Origin of the sequence: Pseudomonas sp. PH1b (assembly GCF_000633395.1) — a bacterium.
GTDB lineage: Bacteria > Pseudomonadota > Gammaproteobacteria > Pseudomonadales > Pseudomonadaceae > Aquipseudomonas.
This window is the reverse complement of record NZ_AYMU01000025.1, coordinates 64,975-88,603: the sequence shown is the minus strand read 5'-3', so window position 1 is coordinate 88,603 and position 23,629 is coordinate 64,975. Positions and strand designations below refer to the sequence as shown.

Sequence of the window (23,629 nt, the reverse complement as noted above, 5' to 3'; positions counted from 1 at the left end):
CGTTATTATTCTTGCTCGGGCTCACGTGGTACGGACGGTCAGGGAAGGCTCCTCAGCATTCCACCCAGCTCACCGCCAGGCCGCCCCGTGAAGTCTCTTTGTATTTGTCGTGCATGTCGGCGCCGGTATCGCGCATGGTGCGGATCACCCGGTCCAGGGAAATGAAGTGCTGGCCGTTGCCACGCAGGGCCATCTGGGTCGCGTTGATGGCCTTGACCGCAGCAATCGCGTTGCGCTCGATGCACGGCACCTGCACCAGCCCGCCGACGGGGTCGCAGGTCAGGCCGAGGTTGTGCTCCAGGCCGATTTCAGCGGCGTTTTCCAGCTGTTCGGGGGTGGCCCCGAGCACCTCCGCAAGGCCGGCCGCGGCCATGGCGCAGGCCGAGCCCACTTCGCCCTGGCAGCCGACTTCGGCGCCGGAAATCGAGGCGTTCTTCTTGCACAGGATGCCCACCGCCGCGGCGCCGAGAAAGAACGCCACGACATCGTCATCAGAGGCCTGGGAATTGAATTTCATGTAGTAGTGCAGCACCGCCGGAATGATCCCCGCCGCGCCATTGGTCGGGGCGGTGACCATGCGCCCGCCCGCGGCGTTTTCCTCGTTCACCGCCAGGGCGAACAGGTTGACCCATTCCATGGCCGAGAGGGTCGAGGTGATGACGTTGGGCTTGCCGATCTCCAGCAGGCTGCGGTGCAGCTTGGCCGCGCGCCGGGGCACGCCGAGGCCGCCGGGCAGGGTGCCTTCGTGGCTCAGGCCCTGTTCCACGCATTCGCGCATCACCGACCAGATGTGCAGCAAGCCGCTGCGGATTTCTGTTTCGCTGCGCCAGGCCCGTTCGTTGGCCATCATCAGCTCACCGACCCGCAGCTTGTGCTGCTTGCACAGGGTCAGCAACTGCGCGGCGCTGTCGAAGTCATAGGGCAATTCGACACTGGCGCCGGCTTCGGCCCCGGCGGCAACCTGGGCCGCCTCGACAATAAAGCCGCCACCCACCGAGTAGTAGGTCTGTTCCAGTAGTGTGGAGCTGTCCCCGAAGGCAGTCAGGGACATGGCATTGGGGTGATAGGGCAGGCTTTCGTCCAGCAGCAGCAAGTCCTGGTACCAGTCGAAGGCAATGGCCGTCCGACCGCCCAGGAGCAATTGGCCGCTGTCGCGCAACTGCTGGATCCGTGGATCGATGCTGGTGGGGTCGATGCTGTCCGGCCATTCGCCCATCAGGCCCATGACGCTGGCGCGGTCGGTGGCGTGGCCGATGCCGGTGGCGGACAGGGAGCCGTAGAGTCGGATCTCTACTCGCCGCACCCGGTCCTGCAGACCCTGTTCGAACAGGGCTTGGGCGAAGGTCGCGGCCGCACGCATCGGGCCTACGGTGTGGGAGCTGGAGGGACCGATACCGACTTTGAAAAGATCGAAAACACTGATAGCCATACTAAAGCCTTACAAGCAATGGAGGAGAGATCGCTGCCATTTTTTGTAGGACGAGCGCAATGTCGGCGATACTGCCCGCCTCGGTCGACACTGACCAACGAAACTTCCTAAGAGATCATTTAGCAGGACTAAACGATGAGCCGTCAGCTTCATGCCCAAACCTATGTCTGGCTGCATGTGTTTTCCTGTGCCGCGCGGCACCTGTCCTTTACCCGCTGCGCCGAAGAACTGCACATCACCCCCGGGGCCGTCAGCCAGCAGATCCGCCAGCTTGAAGAACGCCTGGGCTTGCGGCTGTTCCACCGGCGGGCGCGGGGCGTCGAGCTGAGTGCCGAAGGCCAGCGCCTGGCCCTCACGGTGAGCGAGGCCTATGGCAGCATCGATGCCGAGTTGCGCCGCCTGGACGCGGGCATGATCGGCGGCACCTTGCGCCTGCGTTCGATCCCGTCGTTTCTCGGCAAGTGGCTGACTCCGCGCCTGCCGCGGCTGCAACAGCGTTATCCGGAAATCCAGCTGCGCCTGGTGGCGGAGGACAGCAGCGTGGCCCTGCACGAGGGTGACTTCGACCTGGCCATCGACTTGAATGACGGCAGTTATCCCGGTTTGCAGTCCACGGCGCTGCTGGACGAGCAGATCTTCCCGGTCTGTGCGCCGAGCCTGTTGCGGGGACGGCCACCGCTGCACGGGCCGGCGGACCTGGCGCATTTTCCGTTGCTGCACGACATCACCGCCTGGCGCGGCAGCTATGAATACGCGGAATGGGAGTTCTACCTGAACGCCATTGGCTTTGACGGCGCAGATGTGCGGCGTGGCCATACGTTCAACCGCAACCACCTGACCATCGAGGCGGCGATTGCCGGCATGGGCGTGGCGATTGCCCGGCGCACCCTGCTCAACGATGAGCTGGAGCGCGGCGCCCTGATCGTGCCTTTCGGCCTCGCCGTGCCTAATCACAAGCGTTATGTACTGCTCTATGCGCCGGGCGCCCTGAGCCATCCGGGGGTGCGTGCGGTGCATGACTGGCTGGTGGAGGAGGCAGAGATATTTCGCGGTTTGCACCCCCTGGGCGAGGGGCAATTGTGAGGTGTTGTTACAGGAGAGTGAATCGACCTAACTCCCGACATTAACAGCGCTTTTACAGTTTGTCCGGCTTTATTTGCGTATGAATATTTATCTTTTTTTAGGGGTTGAAATGTTCGTCGCCGTGCCTAATTGTGTAATCAAGAGGTCACGACATGCAGCGATCAGCGCATTGCCTTGACTCTCTTGCGAGCTAGCTGAAATAAGGGAAGAACTATGCAAATCCAAGTCCATAGCGATAACCATATTCAAAGCAGCATTCGGTTGGAGGAGTGGGTACGCAGCACCGTTGAAAGCACGCTGGAACGTTACGAAGAAGACCTGACCCGGGTGGTGGTCCACCTGCGTGACGAGAACGGCGGCAAGTCAGGCCCGGATGACATGCGTTGCCAGCTCGAGGCCCGGCCAAAAGGCCACCAGCCGATTTCCGTGACCCATAAGGCCGATACCCTGGAGCAGGCGATCGACGGCGCCACCATCAAGCTGGAAAGCGCCCTAGGACACATGTTTGGCAAGCTGCGCGACAAACGTGCGGCAGTCGCCCCCAGCACCGATGGCACCGAGGCGGATGCCTTGCTGGAAGAAGAATTCCTGGAGAACCAGCAGGCGGCCCTCAACAGCTGACGCCTGAGTTTCTCCCTCAACAAGAAGGGCCTGCAATGCAGGCCCTTTTTTGTGCTCGATCAGAAAGCCACTGAGGTCTGCACGTAGAGGGTTCGTGGTTCGCCCACGTACTTGCCTTTGTTGTTGTCGTCGAAGGAGCGGGTGAAGTACTGGTGGTTGAGAAGGTTTTTCACCCCCACTGCGACATTCAGGTCCGACAGCTGCGGGCCGAAGTCGTAGCCGGCGCGGGTGCTGAACAGCATGTAGCCGGGAATGCGCCCGGCACTGCCGTCGGCACTTTCGGCGGCGGTGTTGGCGTTGTCGGCAAACTGGCTGCTCTGGTAGCTGCTGTCGAGATTGAGCTTCCACGGACCTTCGGTGTAGCTCACCCCCAGGGTGCCCTTGTGCTTGGAGGAGAACGGCACGCGGTTACCCTTGTTCGGCCCGTCTTCGCGGATAGTGGCGTCGACGTAGGCGTAGGTGGCGTAGACATCGAAGCCCGCCAGCGCCGGGTTCAAGCCGTCGAGGGCGTAGTTGATGCTGCTTTCGATGCCCTGGTGCCGGGTTTCACCCCGGGCGATCACCGTGTCGTTGGTCTGGTTGCTGTCGTACTGGTTGTCGAAGTTGATCAGGAAGGCGCCGATCTCCGCCCGCAGGGTGCCGTCGTCATAGCGGGTGCCCAGTTCCCAGGTGCGGGCCTTTTCCGGTTTCACTTCGCCGCTGGCCACGCGGTTGGGCATCTGGCTGTACTGCACGCTGCCGAAGGAGCCTTCGGTGTTGGCGTAGAGGTTCCAGCTTTCGTTGAGGTGGTACATCACATTCAGCGCCGGCAGCGCAGTGTTGTAGTCGCCCTTGTATTTGACGTGGGTCAGGTTGTTGCTCTGCTGGGACTCGATCATCTCGTAGCGGATGCCCGGGGTCAGGGTCCACTTGCCGATGTCGATGCGGTCGTCGACGAAGAACGCATGGGCCTCGGTGCCGCCGCGAGTATCGCGATCATTGCGGCTGCTGGTGGTGGGCAGTTGCTGGTTGGCGGTCAGCGGTGTGCGATAGCGCAGCTCATGACCGGCTTCGTTGATGTAGCGATAGCCGACGCCGACTTCGTGGCTGCTGTCACCCAGGTCGAAACCCTGGGCGAAGCGGGTTTCCAGGCCGCGCACCCAGTACTCGCGGGGTGACAGGGAAAGGAAACTGCCCTGGTCCAGGTAGCCGCTGCGCAGAGTCTTGGTGAAGAAGCTGTTGACCGTGAATTCGCGGCGATCCTCCTGGTAGCGATAGCCGACATTGAACATGGTGCGGCGCCCCCAGAACTTGTCGTAGGGCCGGGTCGACTGATACGGGTCGGCTTTGTAGTCCGCCACGTTCAGACCGCCGGGCATGTCGGCCTCGCCCTCGTAGTACTGGGCCATGGCGTTGAAGCTGTTGGCCTCGTCCAGCTGGTACTTGCCCTTGAGGATCAGGTCGTCGATCTGCGTGTCGCTGTGTTCGCGCCAGTCGCCGCCACGGGTGCCGGAATACAGCAGGGCGCCGCCCAGGCCGTTGGCGTTGGTGCCGCCGGCCAGCAGGTTGCCGGTGGTCTTGAAGCCGTCATGGCTGGAGGAGGGGCTGGTTTCGGTCTGCACGCCGCCCTTGAGTGTCGGCGCATCGGGGATTGCCCGGGTCACGAAGTTGACGATCCCGCCGACGTTCTGCGGGCCATAGCGCACCGCGCCACCGCCGCGCACCACGTCCACCGCGTCGATGTTGCCCATGCTGATGGGAGCGAACGACAGTTGTGGCTGGCCGTAGGGCGCAAACGGCACCGGGATGCCGTCCATCAGCACTGTAGAGCGTGACGCCAGGCGCGGGTTGAGGCCGCGTATGCCGAAGTTCAGCGCCATGTCGTGGCTGCCGGTGCCGTTGTTGTCTGGCGCGTTGACCCCGGGAATGCGGTTGAGCACATCCCGCGCCTGGGTCGCGCCCTGGCGTTCGAACTCCTCGCGACGGATCACGTCCCGGGCCCCTGGGTGTTCGAACACATCGCTTTGCTGGGCATCACCGAGCCAGTCGCCGACCACACTGGAGGCTCCCAGGTGCAGGGAGGCGGGGGCCGCGTCGGCACTCGCCGGTTGTAGGCTGAAGGCATTGTTGCCCTCGGCCCGGGCTTGCAGGCCGGTGCCTTGCAACAGCGCGTTGAGGCCTTCCTGCGGACGGTACTGGCCTTCCAGGCCACGGCTTGCCACGCCGCTGGTGACCTGTGAGCCGAAGGAGATCAGCACCCCGGCTTGCCGGCCGAACTGGTTCAGCGCGTCTTCCAGCGAGGTCGGGGCGATGTGGTACGGCTTGGCCTCGGCTTCGGCAGCATGCACCAGGGGCAGGCTGGCAAGGCTCAGGCTGGCGCCCAGCAACAAGTGGCGCAGGCTGCGGGCCAGGGGCGAGAGGCGGTTGGGTTGCTCGGTCATGAACGGCGATCCTGAGAAGGGGGAATCGAGGTGGCTTTCCCTCTCTGTCACCCGAGCCTGGCAAAACGGCTCATCTGCATTGAAATTATTTTTCCACACCCGGCAACTCCCCTGGATCGCGAGGGCAGGCTGCAGTGGTTGGCGAAGCGGATGTGCTGCTGCGAGAGCCGAAAGCCCCGGCAGGCCGAGTGCAATCGGCCGGTGTACCCCTGGGGTCTCGGCGACAAGAGCAACCCGCAGCGGGTCGACCGCTCATCACGCCCGTGCCTGGACCGTGACCCAATACCGGGTGAAGCGCCGCACCCGGACCGGCAGGCTGATTTCCAGCAGGTCGAGGATCCGCTCGCTGTCTTCCAGGGGGTAGCTGCCGGAAATCAGCAGGTCCGCCACCTGGGCATCGCAATTGAGCTGGCCACGGCGGTAGCGCCCCAGTTCGTCGAGGAAATCCGCCAGGCGCATGTGCGCGGCCACCAGCATGCCCTCGCTCCAGGCGCCGCTGCCGGCGTCCAGGGCCCGCGGGGCCTGCCAGCTATTGCTGCTGAAATTCAACTGCTGCCCGGCCACGACCCGTGGCGGCGCGGTCGAATAGCTGGCGGGAAGTACTTCGACCGCGCCGGAGAACACCGCCAGTTGGGTATGTTCCTTGAACTGCCGCAGGTTCAACCGCGCCGCGTCGGGGCGCACCATCCCTTGGGCACTCTGCACCCGCAAGGGCCGGGGATCCTTGGCGGCACTGAGCATGATCTCGCCTTCCAGCAGGTGGATCAGCCGCTGCTGGCCGTCGAAGCGCACGTCCACCGCGCTGCGGGTGTTGAGCTGCAACTGGCTGCCGTCACTGAGTTGCAACTTGCGCCGCTGACCCAGGGGGCTGCGGTAGTCGGCCAGCAGCGGCGGCAGCGGGTTGTGCTCGCGCAGGCCCCAGGCGGCGGCCGAGCCGGCGCCGAGAATCAGCAGCAGCTTCAGCGCCTGGCGTCGGCTGCTGGACTGCGGTGCATTCAGGGCCGCATGGGCCAGGGGCGAGGACAAACCGCGCAAGCGCTGGTTGACCCGCTGGATATGGGCCCAGGCCCGCTGGTGCTCGCTGTGGGCGTCGTGCCATTGCTGCCAGGCCTGCTGCTGGCGCGGATTCAAGGGCCCGTCCTGCATTTCGATCAGCCAGTGCACGGCCTGTTCGGCCACCTGGTTGCTGAAGTCGGGCTGGCCATTGAGCTGCGGATTCATCGAGGCGCTCACAGGGCGAAATAGCAGCGCATGGCTGCCTTGTTCAGGTGGCGTTTGACCGTGGCAATGGAGATACCCAGCTCCCGGGCGATTTCGCCGTAGGTCAGGCCATCCAGCTGGCACAGCAGGAAGGCTCGCTTGACCGGGCGCGGCAGGCCGTCGAGCAACTGGTCCAGCTCCATCAGGGTTTGCAGGATGATGGCCCGCTCTTCCTCAGAAGGGGCGACGAGTTCGGGCATCTGCGCCAGGGTTTCCTGGTAGGCCCGCTCCAGGTCCTGACGCCGGTAGTGGTTGCACAGCACCCGCTTGGCGATGGTGGTGAGAAACGCCCGAGGCTCGATCAGGGATGGCATTTCCCGGGCGCTGAGCACCCGGATAAAGGTGTCCTGGGCCAGGTCTGCCGCGCTGTGGGGGCAACCGAGCCTGCGCCGCAACCATGTGTTCAACCAGCTGTGGTGGGCATGGTAGAGGACTTCGACGGTAGAGGAGTGGGACAAGCCGGACGCTCCCGCAGCAAGACGATGCTTAAGAGAATAGGAATTGTTCGCATTGTAGTGGCGCGACATAGCGTTGTGCAATCAAGGCGGACCGACGGATCGTTCACAAGTCTGTCGCTGCTTTTTGCGTATGAGAATATTTATCATTAGTATTGGCCGCCTATTTCATCCGGGGGCTTTTCAGTGCCGCGGATTTTTCCTGGCTTCAAGGTCGAAACATGAAAAGCAAGGTCGGCGGGGTTCCCGCTTCCTACCGTCTGGCTGTTGCCTCGCGGGTTTGTGCCGCGGTCCTGGGCGGCTACCTGCTGGCGGCGCTGTCGAGCGTCTGCCTGACGTTGCTGCTGCCCCTGCCACGGGCGGATGCGGTGATCAGCGGGATGATGACCTCCTTCCTGTTCTACCTGGTGGCGGTGCTCTGGTGCTTCGCTTGCCGCAGTGCCTGGCAGGCCTGGCTCGGCCTGTTGCTGCCGGGCCTGCTGCTCGCGGCCGTGGCCGCTGGCGCCTATTGGATGGCGCAGCCATGAAAGAGGGATTTCGCCAGTCGATGGCTTGGCTGCACACCTGGAGCGGGTTGCTGTTCGGCTGGCTGCTGTTCGCGATTTTCTTCACCGGGACCCTGTCCTACTTCAAGGAGGAAATCACTCACTGGATGCAGCCGGAGGCGCCAGTCCGGAGCCTGAACGCCGAGGCCAGCCTGGGGCTGGCCCAGCGTTACCTGGAGCAGCATGCCCAGGGTGCCTCGCGCTGGTTCATCGCCCTGCCCGATGCCCGCCAGCCGGCGTTGTCGGTGAGCTGGCAGGCGCCGGCAGAAACCGGCCAGCGTGGTCAATTCACCGAGAAACTGCTGGACCCTGCCACCGGCAGCGAACTGCACCTGCGCGAGACCCGGGGCGGCGAGTTCTTCTACCGCTTTCACTTCCAATTGCAGATGCCCTATCCCTGGGGCCGCTGGCTGTCGACCCTGGCGGCCATGGTGATGTTCGTGGCCCTGGTCAGCGGCATCATCATCCACAAGAAAATCTTCAAGGACTTCTTCACCTTCCGTCCGCGCAAGGGCCAGCGCACCTGGCTCGACGGGCACAACGCGCTGGGGGTGCTGGTGCTGCCGTTCCACCTGATGATCACCTACAGCAGCCTGGTGATCTTCATGTACATGGTGATGCCGGCGAGCATCCTGGTGGCCTACCAGGGTGACAGCGACGCCTTCTTCAAGGACCTGCGCCCCGCCAGCAACAGCACGCCGGCGGCCGGCCAGGCGGCGCCGCTGGTGGCCCTCGAACCTTTGCTCAAGCAAGCCCAGGCCCATTGGCCCGGCGGTCGCGTGCAGCGGGTGACGGTCAATCATCCAGGAGACCTGAACGCCTCGGTGCAGGTGTTCCGCCATGGCGCCGACCGGGTGGCCCGTGATTTCAGCAGTTCGGTCGCGTTCAACGGGGTCACCGGCCAACCGTTGCAGGCCAGCCCCGAGGCATCGCTGCCGCGGATGATTGGCGGCAGCTTCTATGGCCTGCACATGGGCCTGTTCGCCGGGCCGGTGATGCGCTGGCTGTACTTTATCTGCGGCCTGGCGAGCACCGCGATGATCGGCACCGGGTTGGTGATCTGGCTCGGCAAGCGCCAGTTGAAACATGCCAAGACTGGGGTGATGCCCGTTGAACTGCGTCTGGTGGAGGTGTTGAACATCACCAGCATGTCCGGGCTGGTGCTGGCGGTGGCGGGTTTTTTCTGGGCCAATCGGCTGCTGCCGGCAGGCTTCGCCGAGCGTGCCGACTGGGAGGTCAACAGCTTCTTCATTCTCTGGGGCCTGAGCCTGCTGCACGCGAGCCTTCGTCCGGGACGTCGTGCCTGGGTAGAACAGCTCGGCCTGGCCGCGTTGCTGTTCACCGCCGTACCCCTGCTGGACGCCTTGACCCACCCGAACCTGACGGACGGTTTTCTGGTCGGTGGCGACTGGATGCTGGCCGGCTTCGACCTGGCGTGCCTGGGCAGCGGCCTGTTCCTGGCCTGGGCGGCGCGCAAGATGCACCGGGCCCCCCATGCTGGCGCTGGCGGCAAACCCCGCAGCGCCCGGCAACCCGCGCAGGCGGTTGAGACCGAGGTGAACTGAATGCTCCTGACGCTGCTGCTCTGTTACGCCGGATTCACCGGCCTGTGCCTGTCCCTGGAGCGCCATCATGGTGAACTGCTCGGGCACAAGCCCAGCGCCCGGCGGCGCCATGGCTTGCGCCTGGGCGGCTGGCTGCTGCTGGGCCTGTCGCTGGTGGCGGCGGTTGTCGACACCGGTTGGGGCCTGGGCCTGGTGCAGTGGTGTGGGCTGCTGATGTGCAGTGCCCTGGCGCTGGTGCTGCTGTTGCCGTATCGCCCGCGTCTGGCGCTGTCGATGGCGGGGGCCAGCTTGCTGGCCAGCCCGCTCGCCGCCTTCGCCCACTTCTGAGCCGCTGCCGATGATGAGCACCCTGCCTCCCGAACCTTCTGATCTGGACCCTCCAGAGCTGCGGGGCAGTCGTGCGCATTTTCTCCAGGTGTTCCTCTCCCAGCGTTCGCAGATGGAGGCTCTGGTCAGCCGCCGGGTGGGTTGTCGGGCCACCGCCGCCGACCTGGTGCAGGACCTGTTCCTGCGCTTCTGGCGCCGGCCCCTGGTGCAGGTCGAGGAACTGAGCACCTACCTGCTGCGCTGTGCCGGCAACATCGCCATCGACCACCTGCGCAGCGAAGGCGCGCGGGTCCGGGTCAGCGAAGGCTGGCTGCCGGAGCAGCAGGACAACCAGAGCATCGAGCCCCAGGCCGCCCTGGAAGCCGGCAACGATTTGCGGCACGTGGAGGCCGCCTTGCGCAGCCTGCCGGAGCGCACCCGGCAGATCTTCCTGCTCAACCGCATCCATGGGCGCAAGTACGCGGAGATCGCCAAGGTCATGGGGCTGTCCCAAAGCGCCGTGGAAAAACATATGATGCGCGCCCTTGAAGCCTGCAAGGCCAGCTTGCGGGAACCCCCGATGACGCGCACGCCAAGGAATGCACCGTGAATCACAGCGCTTGCGTCATCCCGACGCCCGCCCAGGAACAGGCCGCTCTGGCCTGGCTCAGCCTGCTCCACGACCAGCCCAGCAGCGGTGACCAGGCTACCTTCAGCCAATGGCTGCAGGCCGATCCGGCCCATGTCGAGGCCTACGCCCAGGCCCAGGTGCTGTGGGAATTGAGCGAAGCCCCGGCGCGTACCCTGGCCGATGAAGACGCCCTGGCCATGCAGCGGCTGCTGCGGGCCATGGACGGGGCCAAGGGCCGGCACCGGCGACGCTGGTCGGTCGGGCTGGCCATGGCCGCCAGCGTGCTGCTGGCGGTGGCCCTGGGCGCCGGCTGGCAGCCGGGGCGCTGGGTCGATGACCTGGGGGCCGATTACGTTTCCGCGCCGGGTCAGGTGCGCACCGTGGTCCTGGCCGACCAGAGCGAGGTGACCCTGGACGCCGACAGCGCCATTGCCGTGGATTTCAGCCACGGTGAACGCCATGTGCAACTGCGTCGTGGTGCCGGTTTTTTCAGCGTGACCCATACCGGGCAACCCTTTGTGGTCGAGGCCGAGCAGGGCCAGGCGCGGGTCCTGGGCACCCAGTTCGAAGTGCGCCTGCAACCGGGGGGAGCCCAGGTCACTGTGCTTTCCGGGCGCGTGGCGGTCACCGCGGCGCAGGGCGCTGCACAACAGGTCCTCGGTGCCGGCCAGCAAGTGGCTTATGACCACGGCCAGGCGCAGCCGCTGCATCCTGTCGACAGCGAGGCGCAACTGGCCTGGCGCCAGGGCTGGCTGAACTATTACCACGCGCCATTGGCGGTGGTGGTCGAGGACCTGCGCCGCTATTTCCCCGGACGCATCCTGCTGCTGAACGACGATCTGGCAGCCCGCCGGGTCAGCGGCAGTTTTGCCAGCAAGGACCCGCAAGCGGTCCTCGACTCCCTGCAGGCAGCCCTTGGCTTCCAGCAGCACAGGGTTTTCGGACGATTCGTCGTCCTGCGCTGAGAACCCCGTCCCAGAGCTCCCGAACATTCATCGATATCACCCCGTTCTGTCACTAAAGCGTTACATGAGACGCGGATGATCTGCGCATTCCTGAGCACATGGTCAGGATCGGCGAGGGTTGTGATTCAGCTCTCACAAGGGAGGGAAGGCTGAAGCAGGGGAGCAAGACGATGCGCAGCTGGGATATCGCTAAAAAGAAGAAGGCCCACATCGAAATCATCCCGATGATCGATGTGATGATGTTTCTCCTGGTGTTCTTCGTACTCATCAGTCTCAACGTGATTCCCGCCGTGGGGATCAAGACGCAGTTGCCGGTGGCCAGTACCGCGCAGCAATTGAAGCCGCAAAACAAGGCGGTAATCACCCTGGGCCTGCAAGAGCGCCTGCAACTCGATGGCCAGGACCTGGATGAAGGTGCGCTGCTGGCACAACTCAAAGTGCTCAACGATGGCAGCGAGAAGTTGGTGATCATTATCAACAGCGACCAGGGCGTTGAAGTTAAGCGCCTGGTATCGGTGATGGATTTGCTCAAGGGCAATGGCTTTTCTTCCGTCTCCATCGCTACACGCAAGTCCTGACGCCATGTTTGCCTTATATAAAACCCGCAAGTGGGTAGCGTGCTTGTTGCCGGCTGTTTTACTGGCATTGGTCATCTACGCCAGTCAGTTGCAACGCCTGCAGATCAAGCCGGTGTATGACGAGAGCACGGTGGAGATCGCGCTGATCGACTCTGCCGAGCTGGTGGCCGCGGTCGAGCCGCCACCGCCTGAGCCCGAACCGCTGCCGGTCGAGCCCGAGCCAGAAGTGCTGGTGCCGGACGAAGAGCCGCTGGTGATCGAGCCGCCCAAGCCCAAGCCGGTGGTCAAGCCCAAGCCGCCCGTGCCCAAGCCGCTGGTGGCCAAGCCCCAGCCACCCAAGCCGGCTCCGGTCGAGGTGGCCAAGAGCGTCCCGGTGCCGCAGCCCGCCGTGGCGACAGCGCCGAAACCGCCGGTGGCAACACCGGCCCCTGCACCGGCGCCGGCCCCCGCGGCCCCGGCCAGTGCAATCAAGGAAAGCCTGTACACCGCCGCTTTGCGCAAGGAACTGGAAAAGCACAAGCAATACCCCAGCGGCCGCGAGGCCTCGTTGCAACGTCCCCAGGGCGATGTAGTGATCTGGCTGGAAGTCGATCGGGCCGGCAACGTGCTCGACAGTGGCATCGAAAACAAGGCGCCGAACATGTTGCTCAATCGCGCCGCGCAAACCAGTTTGCGCCGCGTGGAGAAAGTTTCACCGTTTCCTTCGGACGCGTTCTCCGGCAAGAACAAGCAACGTTTTACCGCGACCTTTAGTTACAACGTGGAATAAACCCATCACCTATTAACGAAAGTTGTAAGCAAGGGATTGACCCGTGAAGATCAATAAACTTTATGCCCTGCTTCTGGCATCGGGCCTGGGCAGTTTTGCGCCACTGGTTCTGGCTGACGATTCAGTGGACGTTGGTGCGGTAAACGTGGCCGGTAAACAGACCTTGGGCAATGGCCACATGATCAAGGAAGAGAGCGCCAAAGGGCGTTCCACCGTGACCAAGGAAGCCATGGATCAGATGGCCCCCACCGCCAACGCGGTGGACAAGCTCAAGTACACCCCGGGGATCAACGTCTCCAGTACCGACGCCACGGGCCTGAGCGGCACCAACTTCAGCATGCGCGGGATGAACTCCGACCAGGTCGGGCTGTCCTCCGACGGCTTCCCGATCAACGACTCGGGCGACTATGCGATTTACACGAACCTGATGGGCGACCCGGAGAACTTAAGTGAAGTCTTCGTTACCCAGGGCTCGTCGGAAGCCGACGGCCCGCACATTGGCTCCAGCGGTGGCAACATCGGCCTGGTGACCATGCGCCCGAGCAAGGACTTCGGCGTATTCGCCAAGCAGTCCATCGGCTCGAACAACGTGCGCAAGAGCTTCGCCCGTCTCAACACCGGTGACTTGGGCGGCTTCAAGACCTGGGTCTCGGCGTCCCACACCGAGGGCGACAAGTGGCGGGGCAAGGGTACCCTGCGGGCCGACAAGATCGAGTGGAACACCCTGTTCGAAGACGGCAGCGGCAATTCCACCAACGCCATCGTCAAGTACAACCTGCAGGAAAACTACAATTACAACAGCCTCAGCAAGGCCCAGTTCCAGAATCAGGGCCGGCGCCTGGACTACTCAGAAAGCACCGTGTTCAAGAACGGCAGCGTGTCCCAGTCCTACAAGCTCAACCGCAACCCCTTCGAGAGCGTGACCGCCTCGGTGACCCAGCGCTTCCAACTGCGCGATGACTTGAGCCTGACCTTCAACCCCTACTACGTGTGGTCCAACGGCGGCAGCTTCAGCGGCCAGACCGCCACCACCCTGAGCAGCACTTCGAGCAAGGCCGGCAACTACGATCTCCGTGGCCTGCCCAGCGGCACCTACTACCGGCCATCGTGGACCGAGACCTGGCGTCCCGGCATGACCACCAAGCTCAAGTGGGACCTCAACGAAGAACACAGCCTGGACGTCGGCTACTGGTACGAGCGCGCTCGCCAGCGCCAGACCCAGCCCTTCATCGGCATCAAAGGCAACGGCGCACCGGAAAACGTCTGGGGCGACTACAACGGCTCCGACCAACTGGTGGACCGCAACGGCGCCACGGTCCAGGGCCGTCATCAATACACGGTGACCCCGGCGCAGAAACTCTGGGTGCAGGACACCTGGCAGGCGACCCCGGACCTGACCCTCACCGGCGCCCTGGCGTACCAGTACGTGGAGCGCGACGGCAACAACCTGGGCAGCCTCACCGACAAGCCGGAAAAACGTGACGCCAAGTACCACGAGTTTTTGCCGAGCTTCAACGCCAAGTACCAGGTCGACCCGAACAACCAGGCGTTCTACAACGTCACCCGCAACATGCGCACGCCACCCAACTACGTGCTCTACAACAAGGGTGACTCCATCAGCCTGAAACCCGAGCTGAGCTGGAACCAGGAACTGGGCTGGCGCTACAGCGAAGAGAACATGGCCCTGAGCGCGACCCTGTTCTACATCACCTTCAAGGACCGGCAGATCTCCACCACCGACCTCAATGGCGACTATGTAGTGGCCAACGTCGGCGAGGTGAAGAACCGCGGCCTGGAACTGGAGTGGAGCGGCAAGCTGCCGCACGACTTCAACTACTACGCCTCGTACACCTACACCAAGTCCGAGCAGATGGATGACCTGACCAACAAGAACGTGCTGCTGCCCACTTCCGGCAAGCAACTGACCAACGTTCCGGAAAACATGTTCAACCTGAGCCTGGGCTACGACGATTCGCGCTACTACGGCAACGTGGTGGGCAAGTACGTCGGCGCCTTCTACGGCGACCTGACCAACGACGAGAAGATCTCCGGGCGCACCGTGTTCGACCTCAACGCCGGTATCCACCTGCCGGTGGACAAGAAGGTGCTGAAGTCCGCGACCCTGCGCTTCTCGATGCTCAACGTGTTCGACAAGGAATACCTGGCGTCGGTCCGCACCGTGTCTTTCAACTCGGTGAAGACCAATGGCCTGGCGCCAAGCACCGCCTACTACAACGTGGGTGAAGAACGCACCGCGATGGTCTCTCTGGAAGCGGCGTTCTGATTCGACTCAGGCACAAGAGGAAATGACGATGGACATGAATCTGCTGCACGACATCACCTTCTACACCATGTACGGCGCGGCCGCGATTGCCGCCTTCATCGCCGTGGAGCGCGGCATCTACTTCAGCTTCAGCCTGCGCCAGGCGAAGAAACTGGAGACCGTGCTCAACCCGAAGATGCACAGCGTCGACGACCTGCCCGCCGAGCTGCGTGAGCGCAACAGCCTGCCCCTGGAAATGGTTGCCGAGCTGTTCGCCCACAAGCAGGGGCTGGCCAGCCACAAGGACCTGGAAGACCTCAGCGAGTCGATCTACATCGCCACCCGCAGCAAGCTGATGCATGGCCTGTGGCTGCTGGAAACCGTGGTCACCGCGGCGCCCTTGCTGGGCCTGCTGGGGACCATCCTGGGGATCATCGACACCTTCAAGGCCTTGGCCGAGACCGGTGTTTCCGATCCGGGCGAGGTGTCCAAGGGCATCGGCACCGCGCTGTACGCCACGGCCCTGGGTATCGCCATCGCCCTGGGCAGCATGATCTTCCACAACCACTTCCAGGATCGGGTCGAGCGCATCACCGACCACTTGAAGATCCTGCTGCTGCGCGCCGGCATGGGCACCGCCCTGAAGGCTCCGCCAGCGCCACACACGGTCCACGGCAGCCTGCAACCTGCCTGATGGTCTAACCTGCTGCCGCTGTTGCAGGCCTTGATCGACGGCGAAGCCGGCGCTGTTCCCCAGCGCCCTTCGTCGACTGACCGAGGCCTGCGCCAGCGGCTTTTTTTTCGTCGACTTCCCAAGGATTTTTTCCATGTCCCGTCTTCGTCCCATGCCGCGGCTGCTGGGGGCACTGACCCTGGCCCTGGTCACCCTGGCCGGTTGCAGCTCGCTGTCTCAGCCGCCACAACCGGTGGCGGTGAACATCGTCGCCATCAACGACCTGCACGGCTACCTGCAAGCCAACCCCTTCAGCTACAAGGACCCCCAGGCCCCGGGTGGCGTACGTAAGTTGCAGGCCGGCGGCATCGCCACCCTGGGCGGCATGCTCGGCCAGTTGCGCCAGCAGGACCCGCAGCTGTTGTTCATCGGCGCCGGTGACCTGGTAGGGGGCAGCCCACCGCTGTCGGCCATGTGGGCCGACGAACCGACCCTGGACGCCCTGCGGCAGATGGGCATGAAGCTCAGCGCCATCGGCAACCACGAACTGGACAACGGCAAGGCTGAGTTCCTGCGCCAGCTCAACGGCGGCTGCCAGTCGTCGCGGCCGGACAAGGCCTGCCAGTTCCGCCCGGACTACCCGGGCAGCGGCTTCCCCTACCTGGCGGCCAACCTGATCGACAGCGACACCGGCAAGCCGTTGTTGCCGGCCTACCGCATCGAGGAGGTGCGCGGGGTCAAGGTGGCCTTCGTCGGCGCGGTGTTGCGGGACGTGGCCTCGGTGGTCAGCGCCAAGGGCATGCGCGGCTTGCAGGTCAAGGATGAAGCCGACTCCATCAACCAGCTGATTCCCGAGCTCAATGCCCAGGGCGTGAATGCCATCGTGGCCGTGGTGCACCAGGGCGGCGCGACCCCGGAACCCTTCGACAAGCCCGACTGCTCGCAACTCGGCGGCGATATCGTCGACGTGGCCAAGCGCCTGGACCCGGCGGTGGACGTGCTGATCAGCGCCCACTCGCACCAGGGCTACCTGTGCAAGGTCGGGCCGTTGCTGGTGACCCAGGGCAACTCCTACGGCCACCTGCTGACCCACCTGACCCTGCAAGTGACCCCGGGCCAGCACCGGGTGGCGAGCATCCAGGCGGTCAACCTGGTGGCCGATCCGGCCCGTTATCCACAGGAGCCGGCCCTGGCCCGGTTGCAGCAGGAAGTCGAGGCCCGCAGCAACCAGGTGCTGCTCAAGCCGGTCGGGCGGATTGCCGCGTCGCCGATTGCCCGGCGCACCGATGCCGCGGGGGAAACGCCCCTGGGCGACCTGATCGCCGATGCGCACCTGGCCGGCGGCCGGGCCAATGGCGCGCAGATCGCCTTCATGAACAACGGCGGCATCCGCAGCGACCTGGCCCTGGAGCCGGGGCAGACCCAGGTCAACTACGGACAGCTGGCGACCCTGCAACCTTTCAACAACAACCTGATCGCCTTCGACCTCAGCGGTCGGCAGATCGAGCAGGTGCTCAACCAGCAGTGGAAGGGCGCGGAGGATGCCAACATCCTCCAGGTGTCCCAGGGCTTCAGCTATCGCTGGGATGACCGGCGTCCGCTGGACAGCCGGGTGGTGCCGGGCAGCGTGCGCCTGAACGGCCAGCCGCTGCAGCCCGCAGGCACTTACCGCCTGGTGATGAACGGCTTTCTGGCTGACGGCGGTGATCGCTTCAGCCTGTTCAAGAGCGGCAGTAACCGCAGCGACCTGGGGGTTTCCGATCTGGACGCGATGCTCCACTACCTCAAGGACATGGACCAGCAAGGCAAGCCAGTGGGTTCCGGCACCAGTGCCGGGCGCATCCAGCGGGTCAACTGATCTTGCGGGAAAGGCGGCGAGGCCGTTGCGCCCGCCGCCATCCCGCTGAGCGCGCCCGGGCGGCCCTGACCTCGATTGCCAACCTCAAAAACCTGCAGCGCGCCGCGCCCTTTTTGGGGCGCTGCACGGCCTGAAACAGCGATTGCCACCCGCCGGCCAGCCCTGGGCCCAGAGAAAATGAAAATATTTTCAAAAAACAGGTGAGGTCATCCCGGTCGACATCCGTGTAGTGCTTGAAAGTGCGATTCATTCGCATCAACGGCGTTTCTACACACGAGTCTCCAGCATGAAGTCCAGGGCACAATCGGCGGCAAACGGTTCGATAAAACGGTGGTTCGGCGCCTCGGCGCTGGCGGTTTCGGGGTGGGCTCTGCTGCCCCAGGGCGTGGCAGTGGCGGCCCAGGCCGGCGCTGAACAGCACAGCGCAATGTTCAACTTCGCCATCGCGGCCAAGCCGCTGCCCCAGGCCCTCAGCGACTTCACCCGGGTCACCGGGATCAGCGTGGTCTACACCGACGAGGCGCCCTACAGCCTCAAGGCGCCGGCACTCAGTGGCCAGTTCAGTGCCGAGCAGGCCCTGCAACGCCTGCTGGGCAACTCCGGTTTCACCTACCGGCGCAGCGACGATCACACCCTGATCCTCGAAGCCTTGCCAAAGAATGGCGGCTTGAGCCTGGGCACCACCAGCATCACCACCCAGGGGCCCAACGAGAACACCAGCTACCAGCCGCCGGCCACCACCTCGGTGGCACGTTCCCAGGCGCTGAACCAGGAAATCCCGCAGATCATCAACGTGATCCCGGCCCAGGTGCTGCGCGACCAGACCCCGCGCAACCTGGACGACGCCCTGAAGAACGTCAGCGGCATCACCCAGACCAACACCCTGGGCGGCACCCAGGACGCCGTGCTGCTGCGCGGCTTCGGCGACAACCGCAACGGCTCGATCATGCGCGACAGCATGCCGGTGGTGCAGGGCCGCTCCCTGAACGCCACAGCCGAGCGGGTGGAAGTGATCAAGGGCCCGTCGTCCCTGCTGTATGGCATCCAGGACCCGGGCGGGGTGATCAACATCGTCAGCAAGAAGCCCGAGTTGCAGCAGTCCACGGCCCTGACCGTGCGCGGCTCGACCTACGGCTCGGGCAAGAACGGCAGCGGCGGCGCCCTGGACACCACCGGGCCGCTGGGGGATTCCGGGCTGGCCTACCGGCTGATCGTCGACCATGAAGACGAAGACTACTGGCGCAACTTCGGCACCCACCGCGAATCCCTGGTGGCGCCGTCCCTGGCCTGGTACGGCGAGCGCACCAAGGTGCTGCTGGCCTATGAGCACCGCGAGTTCCTGACCCCGTTCGACCGTGGCACGGCCATCGATCCCAAGACCAACCACCCGCTGGACATCCCGGCCACCCGGCGCCTGGACGAACCGTTCAACAACATGGAAGGGCGCTCGGACCTGTATCGCTTCGAGGTCGATCATGAACTCAGCGATGACTGGAAGGCCCACTTCGGCTACAGCTGGAACCGTGAAACCTACGACGCCAGCCAGGTGCGACTGACGGCGGTGAATGCCAACGGCACCCTGACCCGGACCATGGACGGCACCCAGAATGCCCTGACCACCGACCGCTACGCCACCGTCAGCCTGGAAGGCAAGGTGCAACTGGGCGGCATGCAGCACGACCTGGTGTTCGGCCTGGATGACGAGTACCGCAAGATCTACCGCGCCGACCTGATCCGCGGCAAGAACACCAGCTTCAACTACCGCAACCCGGTGTATGGCCAGCAAGTGGCCGGGACCAACGTCAGCGCCCCGGACAGCGACCAGACCGACCTGCTGCGCAGTGATTCGCTGTTCTTCCAGGACGCCATCCACCTCACCGACCAGTGGATCCTGGTGGCCGGCGGGCGCTTCCAGGAATACGACCAGTACGCGGGCAAGGGCCGGCCGTTCCACGCCAACACCGACAGCAACGGGCAGAAGTTCGTGCCCCGCGCCGGCCTGGTGTACCGCTACACCGACCAACTGTCGTTCTACGGCAGCTACACCGAATCGTTCAAACCCAACTCCAGCATCGCCCAGCTGGCCGGCGGCAGCGTGGTGCTGGACGGTTCCATTGCACCGGAAGAGGCCAAGTCCTGGGAGCTGGGAGCCAAGCTCGACATGCCAGGGCGCATCACCGCCAGTGCGGCGCTGTTCGACATCACCAAGCGCAACGTGCTGGTGACCACCGCCACGGCTTCCGAGACCGTCACCAGCGTGGCCGGTGAAGTGCATTCCCAGGGCCTGGAGCTGGACCTGACCGGCCAGCTCACCGACCAGTGGAGCCTGATCGGCAGCTACGCCTACACCGACGCCGAAGTGACCAAGGACACCCAGTACAAGGGCAAGCAACTGCAGAACGTGGCCAAGAACACCGGCTCGCTGTCGGCGGTCTACGACTTCGGCAGCCTGATGGGCGGCGACCGCCTGCGGGTCGGCGCCGGTGCCCGTTATGTCGGCGAGCGCGCCGGGGACGCGCCCAACAGCTTCGACCTGCCGGGCTACACCGTGGCCGACGCCTTCGCCACTTACGACACCAAGCTCGAAGGGCAGAAGGTCAAGTTCCAGCTCAACGTGAAGAACCTGTTCGACAAGACCTACTACACCTCCTCGGTGAGCAAGTACTTCGTGTCCCTGGGGGATGCTCGCCAAGTGTCGCTGTCCAGCACCCTGGAGTTCTGATGAGAGCCTTGACCCTGGGTGTACTCCTGGCGTTCTGCGGCGTGGCCCAGGCGGCCGCGCCCGTAGATGAACGCCTCTACCATCGCGAGCAGCAAGTGCAGTTGCCGGGTTCCGGCAGCAGTTGGGGCTTCATCGCCCTGGACCCGACCCGGCCCTATCTGTTCCTGGCGCGGCGGGAAAACGGCCTGAGCGTGTTCGACGTGGACAAGCAGCGCCCGCTGCGGACCATCGAGCAATCGGAGGGCGCCAATGGCGTGGTGTTCGTCCCGGAGCTGGACCGGATGTTGGTGCTCAACACCGACGGCAGCCTGGTGCTGGTGGAGTTATCCACACTCAAGCTGCTCAAGCGCATCGCCGTGACCCAGAGCAACCTCAACAGCGCGGTGTATGAACCGCGCACGGGGCAGGTGATCATCGTCAGCGGGCGTCGGGCCGATCGTTCGACCCTGTTCGTCTTCGATCCCAAAGAAGAGCGGATCACCGCCGCCCACGAGCTGGCGGTGAAGAAGATCGACCCCTTGCTGCTCAAGGGCGATGGCAGTTTCTTCTTGCCGATGCGCGATGAGGGAACGCTGGCGCGGCTGTCCTCCAGCAGCTTCAAGGTCCTGGATCGCTGGCAGTATCCCGACTGCCAGCGGCCCAGCGCCCTGGCCCAGGATGAACAGCGGGGGCGGTTGTTCGTCGTTTGCCGTGGTGAACGGCCAGTGCTGCTGGTGCTGGATCGCGACAACGGCGCGCTGAAAGCCAGCCTGCCGATCACCCGGGACGTCAACGCCCTGGCCTACGATCCGCAGGCCCGGCGCGTGCTGATTGCCAGCGGGGTGGACGCCAACCTCAGCGTCATCGCCCAGCTCGATGCCGACCGCTACCAGGCCCTGGGCACCGTCAGCACCCAGCCCATGGCTTACAACATGGCGTTCGACCCGCGCCGCCAGCGGGTCTATCTGGCGGCGATGGACTTCACCCAGCCGGCGGCGAGCCCGGCCGAACCCAAGCCGGACCCGCTGTTTCATGCCAATACCTTCAAGGTCCTGACCCTGGCGCCCTAGTCGGCGCCAAGTGCCAGGGCTTGCGCTTGCGCCGCACAGTCGCCGCTGGCGCCCAGGCCCTTGGCGCGAATGGCCAGCAGCTCTTGCCGGGCCAGGGCGAAATCGGCCTGGAAGGTCGGGTCGGCGTGCAAGCGTGCCACGGTGGTCGCGCCGATCTCACGGCCTTCATGGATATCGCTGTACCAATGCACGTTGCACACCATGCGGCTTTCCGAATAGGCCCGGCCACGGGCCCACAGTGCGTTGCCGTACTCGGGGGCCAGTTCGCTCAACAGCAGCGCCCAGGCCCAGCCGATTGCACTGTGGCCCGACGGGTAGGAACCATCTGCGGCCAGCTTGGCCTCATCTTCCGGGGTGCAACTGGGCTGCTGGTTGTAGACGAAGGGCCGGGTGCGCTGGTAGCGCTTCTTTGCGCTTGAAGTGGCCAGCCCGGCATCGGCCAAGGTGCGCCGCAAGACTCTGTACAGCGCGGGTGTTTGCTGTTCGCTGATCGGCGCATTCAGCGCACAGGAAAACGTCTCTGCGGCGGCGGGGAACTTCAGGTTGGCATCGATGATGGCCAACTCCCAGCGCTTGCTGCCACGCAAGGCCTGGCTTTTTTCAGCCATGCTCTGGTCCAGGGCGAAGGCTGGAGTCCCCACCGCAGGCGGTGGGGGTAACAGCGCCAGGCTGTTGGGCAGGTCCTGCTGTTCCAGATAACCGATCAAGTACCCCGGTCGGAACTCCGGGATGCTTTGCGGCTGAGCGGTTTGTTTGGCTTCGACTGGGCTGATCAGGCTTAAAAACAATAGGCTGGCCAAACTTTTCGATAGTAGACGTTGCATGTGGATATCACCTCTAAGTGTTTTATTTTTTATGATGCTTCCAGTTGCCCGGTTACTTGATGTTCCAGGTGTAGTTGAACATCAGTCGTGTATCGTCAGTGTCGCGAATGAAGTTCTTGGCGTAGTTGGAGCGATAGAGCGCGCTGCGCAGGCGTACACTTAAATTTTTCAGCGGGCCTTGTTGCACGACATAGCGCAATTCATTATCCAATTCCCATGACTTGCCAATTTTTTGGGTGCCGATAATTTCGGCATGGCTGCCGGATATATAACGGCTGTTTAGACTCAGGCCCGGAAAACCCAGGTTGACGAAGTCATAGCCATAACGAAGTGCCCAGGAACGCTCCTTGGCATTGGCGAAGTCACCCAGTACGGATAAGTTGATCAAGTTGGCATCGGCACCCAGGATGTTGGCATAGCCGGTGTCTCCCAACATTCGCTGATAGCTCACGCCAAGGCTGTGGCCTTGATAGGCGTACCCGAGCAACCCCTGCAGGGCGCGGTTGTCGATCTTGCCGCCTTTGGCATTGCCGTAGTCGTTCATCAGGCTCAAGCGCAGATCGCTGCTGAACGTCCCCGCGCCCCAGGGGCTCTTGTTGGCCAGGGTGAAGACCTGCTGGCGGTAGATATCCTCCAGTTGGGCGACATGTGCGCGAGCCAGCCATTGCTTGTGGAATCGATAGTCGACGCCCGCCATGTCGAAGTGTTCAGCCGTTGCCCCCAGGCCCTGAAAGCGCCGGTTCAAGGGGCTCAGGGTCAGCGGCGTGTATTGCGTGGCGTTGCGCTGCAGGACCCGGCTCAGACGCCCGGCGGTAACCTCCAGGTTGTCGATTTCATTGGAAGTCAGCAGCCCGCCCTGGAAAATTTGCGGAAACAGGCGGCCGTCATTGGGCCTCAGCGTCGGCAATACCGGCGGCACCAGCTCGCCAAGCTTGAACAGGGTCTTGCTGGTCTTGAGCTTCCCGGCCAGGGCCAGTTTCGAATAGTCATCCTCTGCCCGGCCATTGCGTGCCACCTTCAACAGCCCGGTGCCGGTTCGACCAGGAGCGGAATCCAGCTTGATCCCGAGCATGCCGATGGCGTCGGCACCGACAGCGATGCTGCCTTCGGTGAACCCCGAGTCCAGGCGCAAGAGGAAACCTTGCGCCCATTCTTCGCGGGTGGGCGCCGTGCCTTCGCGATAGTCCCGATTGAAGTAATAGTTGCGCAGGTCCAGGCGTGCGCTGCTGTCGTCAAGCAGTTTGGCGTTTACCGGAATGGCCAGCATCGAGGCACACAGCACCGGCAAGTGTCTGACCCATTGCCGTGGCCAACTTCGTGAAAGCATTTCATCGTCCTCTGTTTTTGTTGTTTTGGAGTAAGGCGATTAACAGCTGAGTTATTGCAGGTTTTTTAAAGCCTATAAGCGAATATCGGGTTGCCTTGTTGGGGTTGAAGTTTGGGTTGATTGCTGTGGGTATGGGTTTTTCGGCTGCTTCAGTTAATGAGGGCCAGACGGCTTGTACCTTGAATCTTTGTGTAATCCCTGGCGCTCAAGGCCTAAAGACTAAGTTGAGCCTGGGGTTAAACAAGAACCATCAACTCCATGAATGAAGTGATAAATGAAATTTAAG

20 protein-coding genes are annotated in these 23,629 nt (G+C 63.7%); 14 read left to right on the top strand and 6 right to left on the bottom strand.

Annotation, left to right across the window (positions count from 1 at the left end):
- Nucleotides 1–52: 52 nt before the first annotated feature.
- Complete coding sequence (locus U873_RS0129500) at nt 53–1,429, bottom strand: L-serine ammonia-lyase (protein ID WP_025131671.1); 1,377 nt, start codon at nt 1,427–1,429, stop codon at nt 53–55.
- Between the two features lie 135 nt (nt 1,430–1,564).
- On the opposite strand from U873_RS0129500, the gene U873_RS0129495 reads away from it, so the two are divergent.
- Nucleotides 1,565–2,512 carry a LysR substrate-binding domain-containing protein gene (locus U873_RS0129495; protein ID WP_025131670.1) on the top strand — a complete coding sequence of 316 codons (948 nt, stop codon included), beginning with the start codon at nt 1,565–1,567 and terminating at the stop codon, nt 2,510–2,512.
- Nucleotides 2,513–2,725: 213 nt separating this feature from the next.
- The gene (locus tag U873_RS0129490; protein WP_025131669.1) at nt 2,726–3,133 is read left to right on the top strand and encodes an HPF/RaiA family ribosome-associated protein; all 408 of its coding nucleotides are present in this window, start codon (nt 2,726–2,728) and stop codon (nt 3,131–3,133) included.
- A 59-nt stretch (nt 3,134–3,192) separates the two neighbouring features.
- On the opposite strand, the gene fecA is transcribed toward U873_RS0129490, so the two are convergent.
- The 3 genes from fecA to U873_RS0129475 form a co-directional block, all read right to left on the bottom strand.
- A complete protein-coding gene (fecA, locus tag U873_RS0129485) occupies nt 3,193–5,553 on the bottom strand; it encodes a TonB-dependent Fe(3+) dicitrate receptor FecA (protein WP_025131668.1) in 2,361 nt (786 codons plus the stop codon).
- A 255-nt stretch (nt 5,554–5,808) separates the two neighbouring features.
- Nucleotides 5,809–6,774 carry a FecR domain-containing protein gene (locus U873_RS0129480; RefSeq protein WP_025131667.1) on the bottom strand — a complete coding sequence of 322 codons (966 nt, stop codon included), beginning with the start codon at nt 6,772–6,774 and terminating at the stop codon, nt 5,809–5,811.
- Nucleotides 6,775–6,782: 8 nt separating this feature from the next.
- Nucleotides 6,783–7,271: a sigma-70 family RNA polymerase sigma factor gene (locus U873_RS0129475; protein ID WP_025131666.1), complete on the bottom strand. Its 489-nt coding sequence runs from the start codon at nt 7,269–7,271 to the stop codon at nt 6,783–6,785.
- Between the two features lie 218 nt (nt 7,272–7,489).
- On the opposite strand from U873_RS0129475, the gene U873_RS0129470 reads away from it, so the two are divergent.
- From U873_RS0129470 to U873_RS0129410, 12 genes are all read left to right on the top strand, one after another.
- The gene (locus tag U873_RS0129470; protein WP_025131665.1) at nt 7,490–7,795 is read left to right on the top strand and encodes a DUF3649 domain-containing protein; all 306 of its coding nucleotides are present in this window, start codon (nt 7,490–7,492) and stop codon (nt 7,793–7,795) included.
- Nucleotides 7,792–9,378: a PepSY domain-containing protein gene (locus U873_RS0129465; protein WP_025131664.1), complete on the top strand. Its 1,587-nt coding sequence runs from the start codon at nt 7,792–7,794 to the stop codon at nt 9,376–9,378. The genes U873_RS0129470 and U873_RS0129465 overlap by 4 nt, the downstream gene beginning before the upstream one ends.
- The gene (locus U873_RS0129460) at nt 9,379–9,705 is read left to right on the top strand and encodes a DUF3325 domain-containing protein (protein WP_025131663.1); all 327 of its coding nucleotides are present in this window, start codon (nt 9,379–9,381) and stop codon (nt 9,703–9,705) included.
- 10 nt (nt 9,706–9,715) lie between these two features.
- The gene (locus U873_RS0129455) at nt 9,716–10,294 is read left to right on the top strand and encodes an RNA polymerase sigma factor (protein ID WP_025131662.1); all 579 of its coding nucleotides are present in this window, start codon (nt 9,716–9,718) and stop codon (nt 10,292–10,294) included.
- Nucleotides 10,291–11,280, top strand: a complete 990-nt coding sequence (locus U873_RS0129450) for a FecR family protein (protein ID WP_025131661.1) — start codon at nt 10,291–10,293, stop codon at nt 11,278–11,280. The genes U873_RS0129455 and U873_RS0129450 overlap by 4 nt, the downstream gene beginning before the upstream one ends.
- A gap of 170 nt (nt 11,281–11,450) precedes the next feature.
- Nucleotides 11,451–11,858 carry a biopolymer transporter ExbD gene (locus tag U873_RS0129445; protein WP_025131660.1) on the top strand — a complete coding sequence of 136 codons (408 nt, stop codon included), beginning with the start codon at nt 11,451–11,453 and terminating at the stop codon, nt 11,856–11,858.
- 4 nt (nt 11,859–11,862) lie between these two features.
- Complete coding sequence (locus U873_RS0129440; protein WP_025131659.1) at nt 11,863–12,627, top strand: energy transducer TonB; 765 nt, start codon at nt 11,863–11,865, stop codon at nt 12,625–12,627.
- Between the two features lie 43 nt (nt 12,628–12,670).
- A complete protein-coding gene (locus U873_RS0129435) occupies nt 12,671–14,911 on the top strand; it encodes a TonB-dependent receptor (protein ID WP_025131658.1) in 2,241 nt (746 codons plus the stop codon).
- Nucleotides 14,912–14,939: 28 nt separating this feature from the next.
- Nucleotides 14,940–15,584 (top strand): MotA/TolQ/ExbB proton channel family protein, encoded by a 645-nt coding sequence (locus tag U873_RS0129430; protein ID WP_025131657.1) that lies wholly within the window; start codon nt 14,940–14,942, stop codon nt 15,582–15,584.
- 133 nt (nt 15,585–15,717) lie between these two features.
- The gene (locus U873_RS0129425; RefSeq protein ID WP_025131656.1) at nt 15,718–17,421 is read left to right on the top strand and encodes a bifunctional UDP-sugar hydrolase/5'-nucleotidase; all 1,704 of its coding nucleotides are present in this window, start codon (nt 15,718–15,720) and stop codon (nt 17,419–17,421) included.
- A 286-nt stretch (nt 17,422–17,707) separates the two neighbouring features.
- Nucleotides 17,708–20,143 (top strand): TonB-dependent receptor, encoded by a 2,436-nt coding sequence (locus U873_RS0129415; RefSeq protein ID WP_025131654.1) that lies wholly within the window; start codon nt 17,708–17,710, stop codon nt 20,141–20,143.
- Complete coding sequence (locus U873_RS0129410; RefSeq protein ID WP_025131653.1) at nt 20,143–21,192, top strand: hypothetical protein; 1,050 nt, start codon at nt 20,143–20,145, stop codon at nt 21,190–21,192. Before U873_RS0129415 ends, U873_RS0129410 begins: the two co-directional genes overlap by 1 nt.
- Here U873_RS0129410 and U873_RS0129405 read toward each other — a convergent pair.
- On the bottom strand, nt 21,189–21,899 hold the full coding sequence (locus tag U873_RS0129405) for a phosphatase PAP2 family protein (protein WP_256245158.1): 711 nt from the start codon (nt 21,897–21,899) through the stop codon (nt 21,189–21,191). The two genes, U873_RS0129410 and U873_RS0129405, sit on opposite strands and share 4 nt — an antisense overlap.
- A gap of 169 nt (nt 21,900–22,068) precedes the next feature.
- The gene (locus U873_RS0129400) at nt 22,069–23,343 is read right to left on the bottom strand and encodes an OprD family porin (RefSeq protein WP_025131651.1); all 1,275 of its coding nucleotides are present in this window, start codon (nt 23,341–23,343) and stop codon (nt 22,069–22,071) included.
- Between the last annotated feature and the right edge of the window lie 286 nt (nt 23,344–23,629).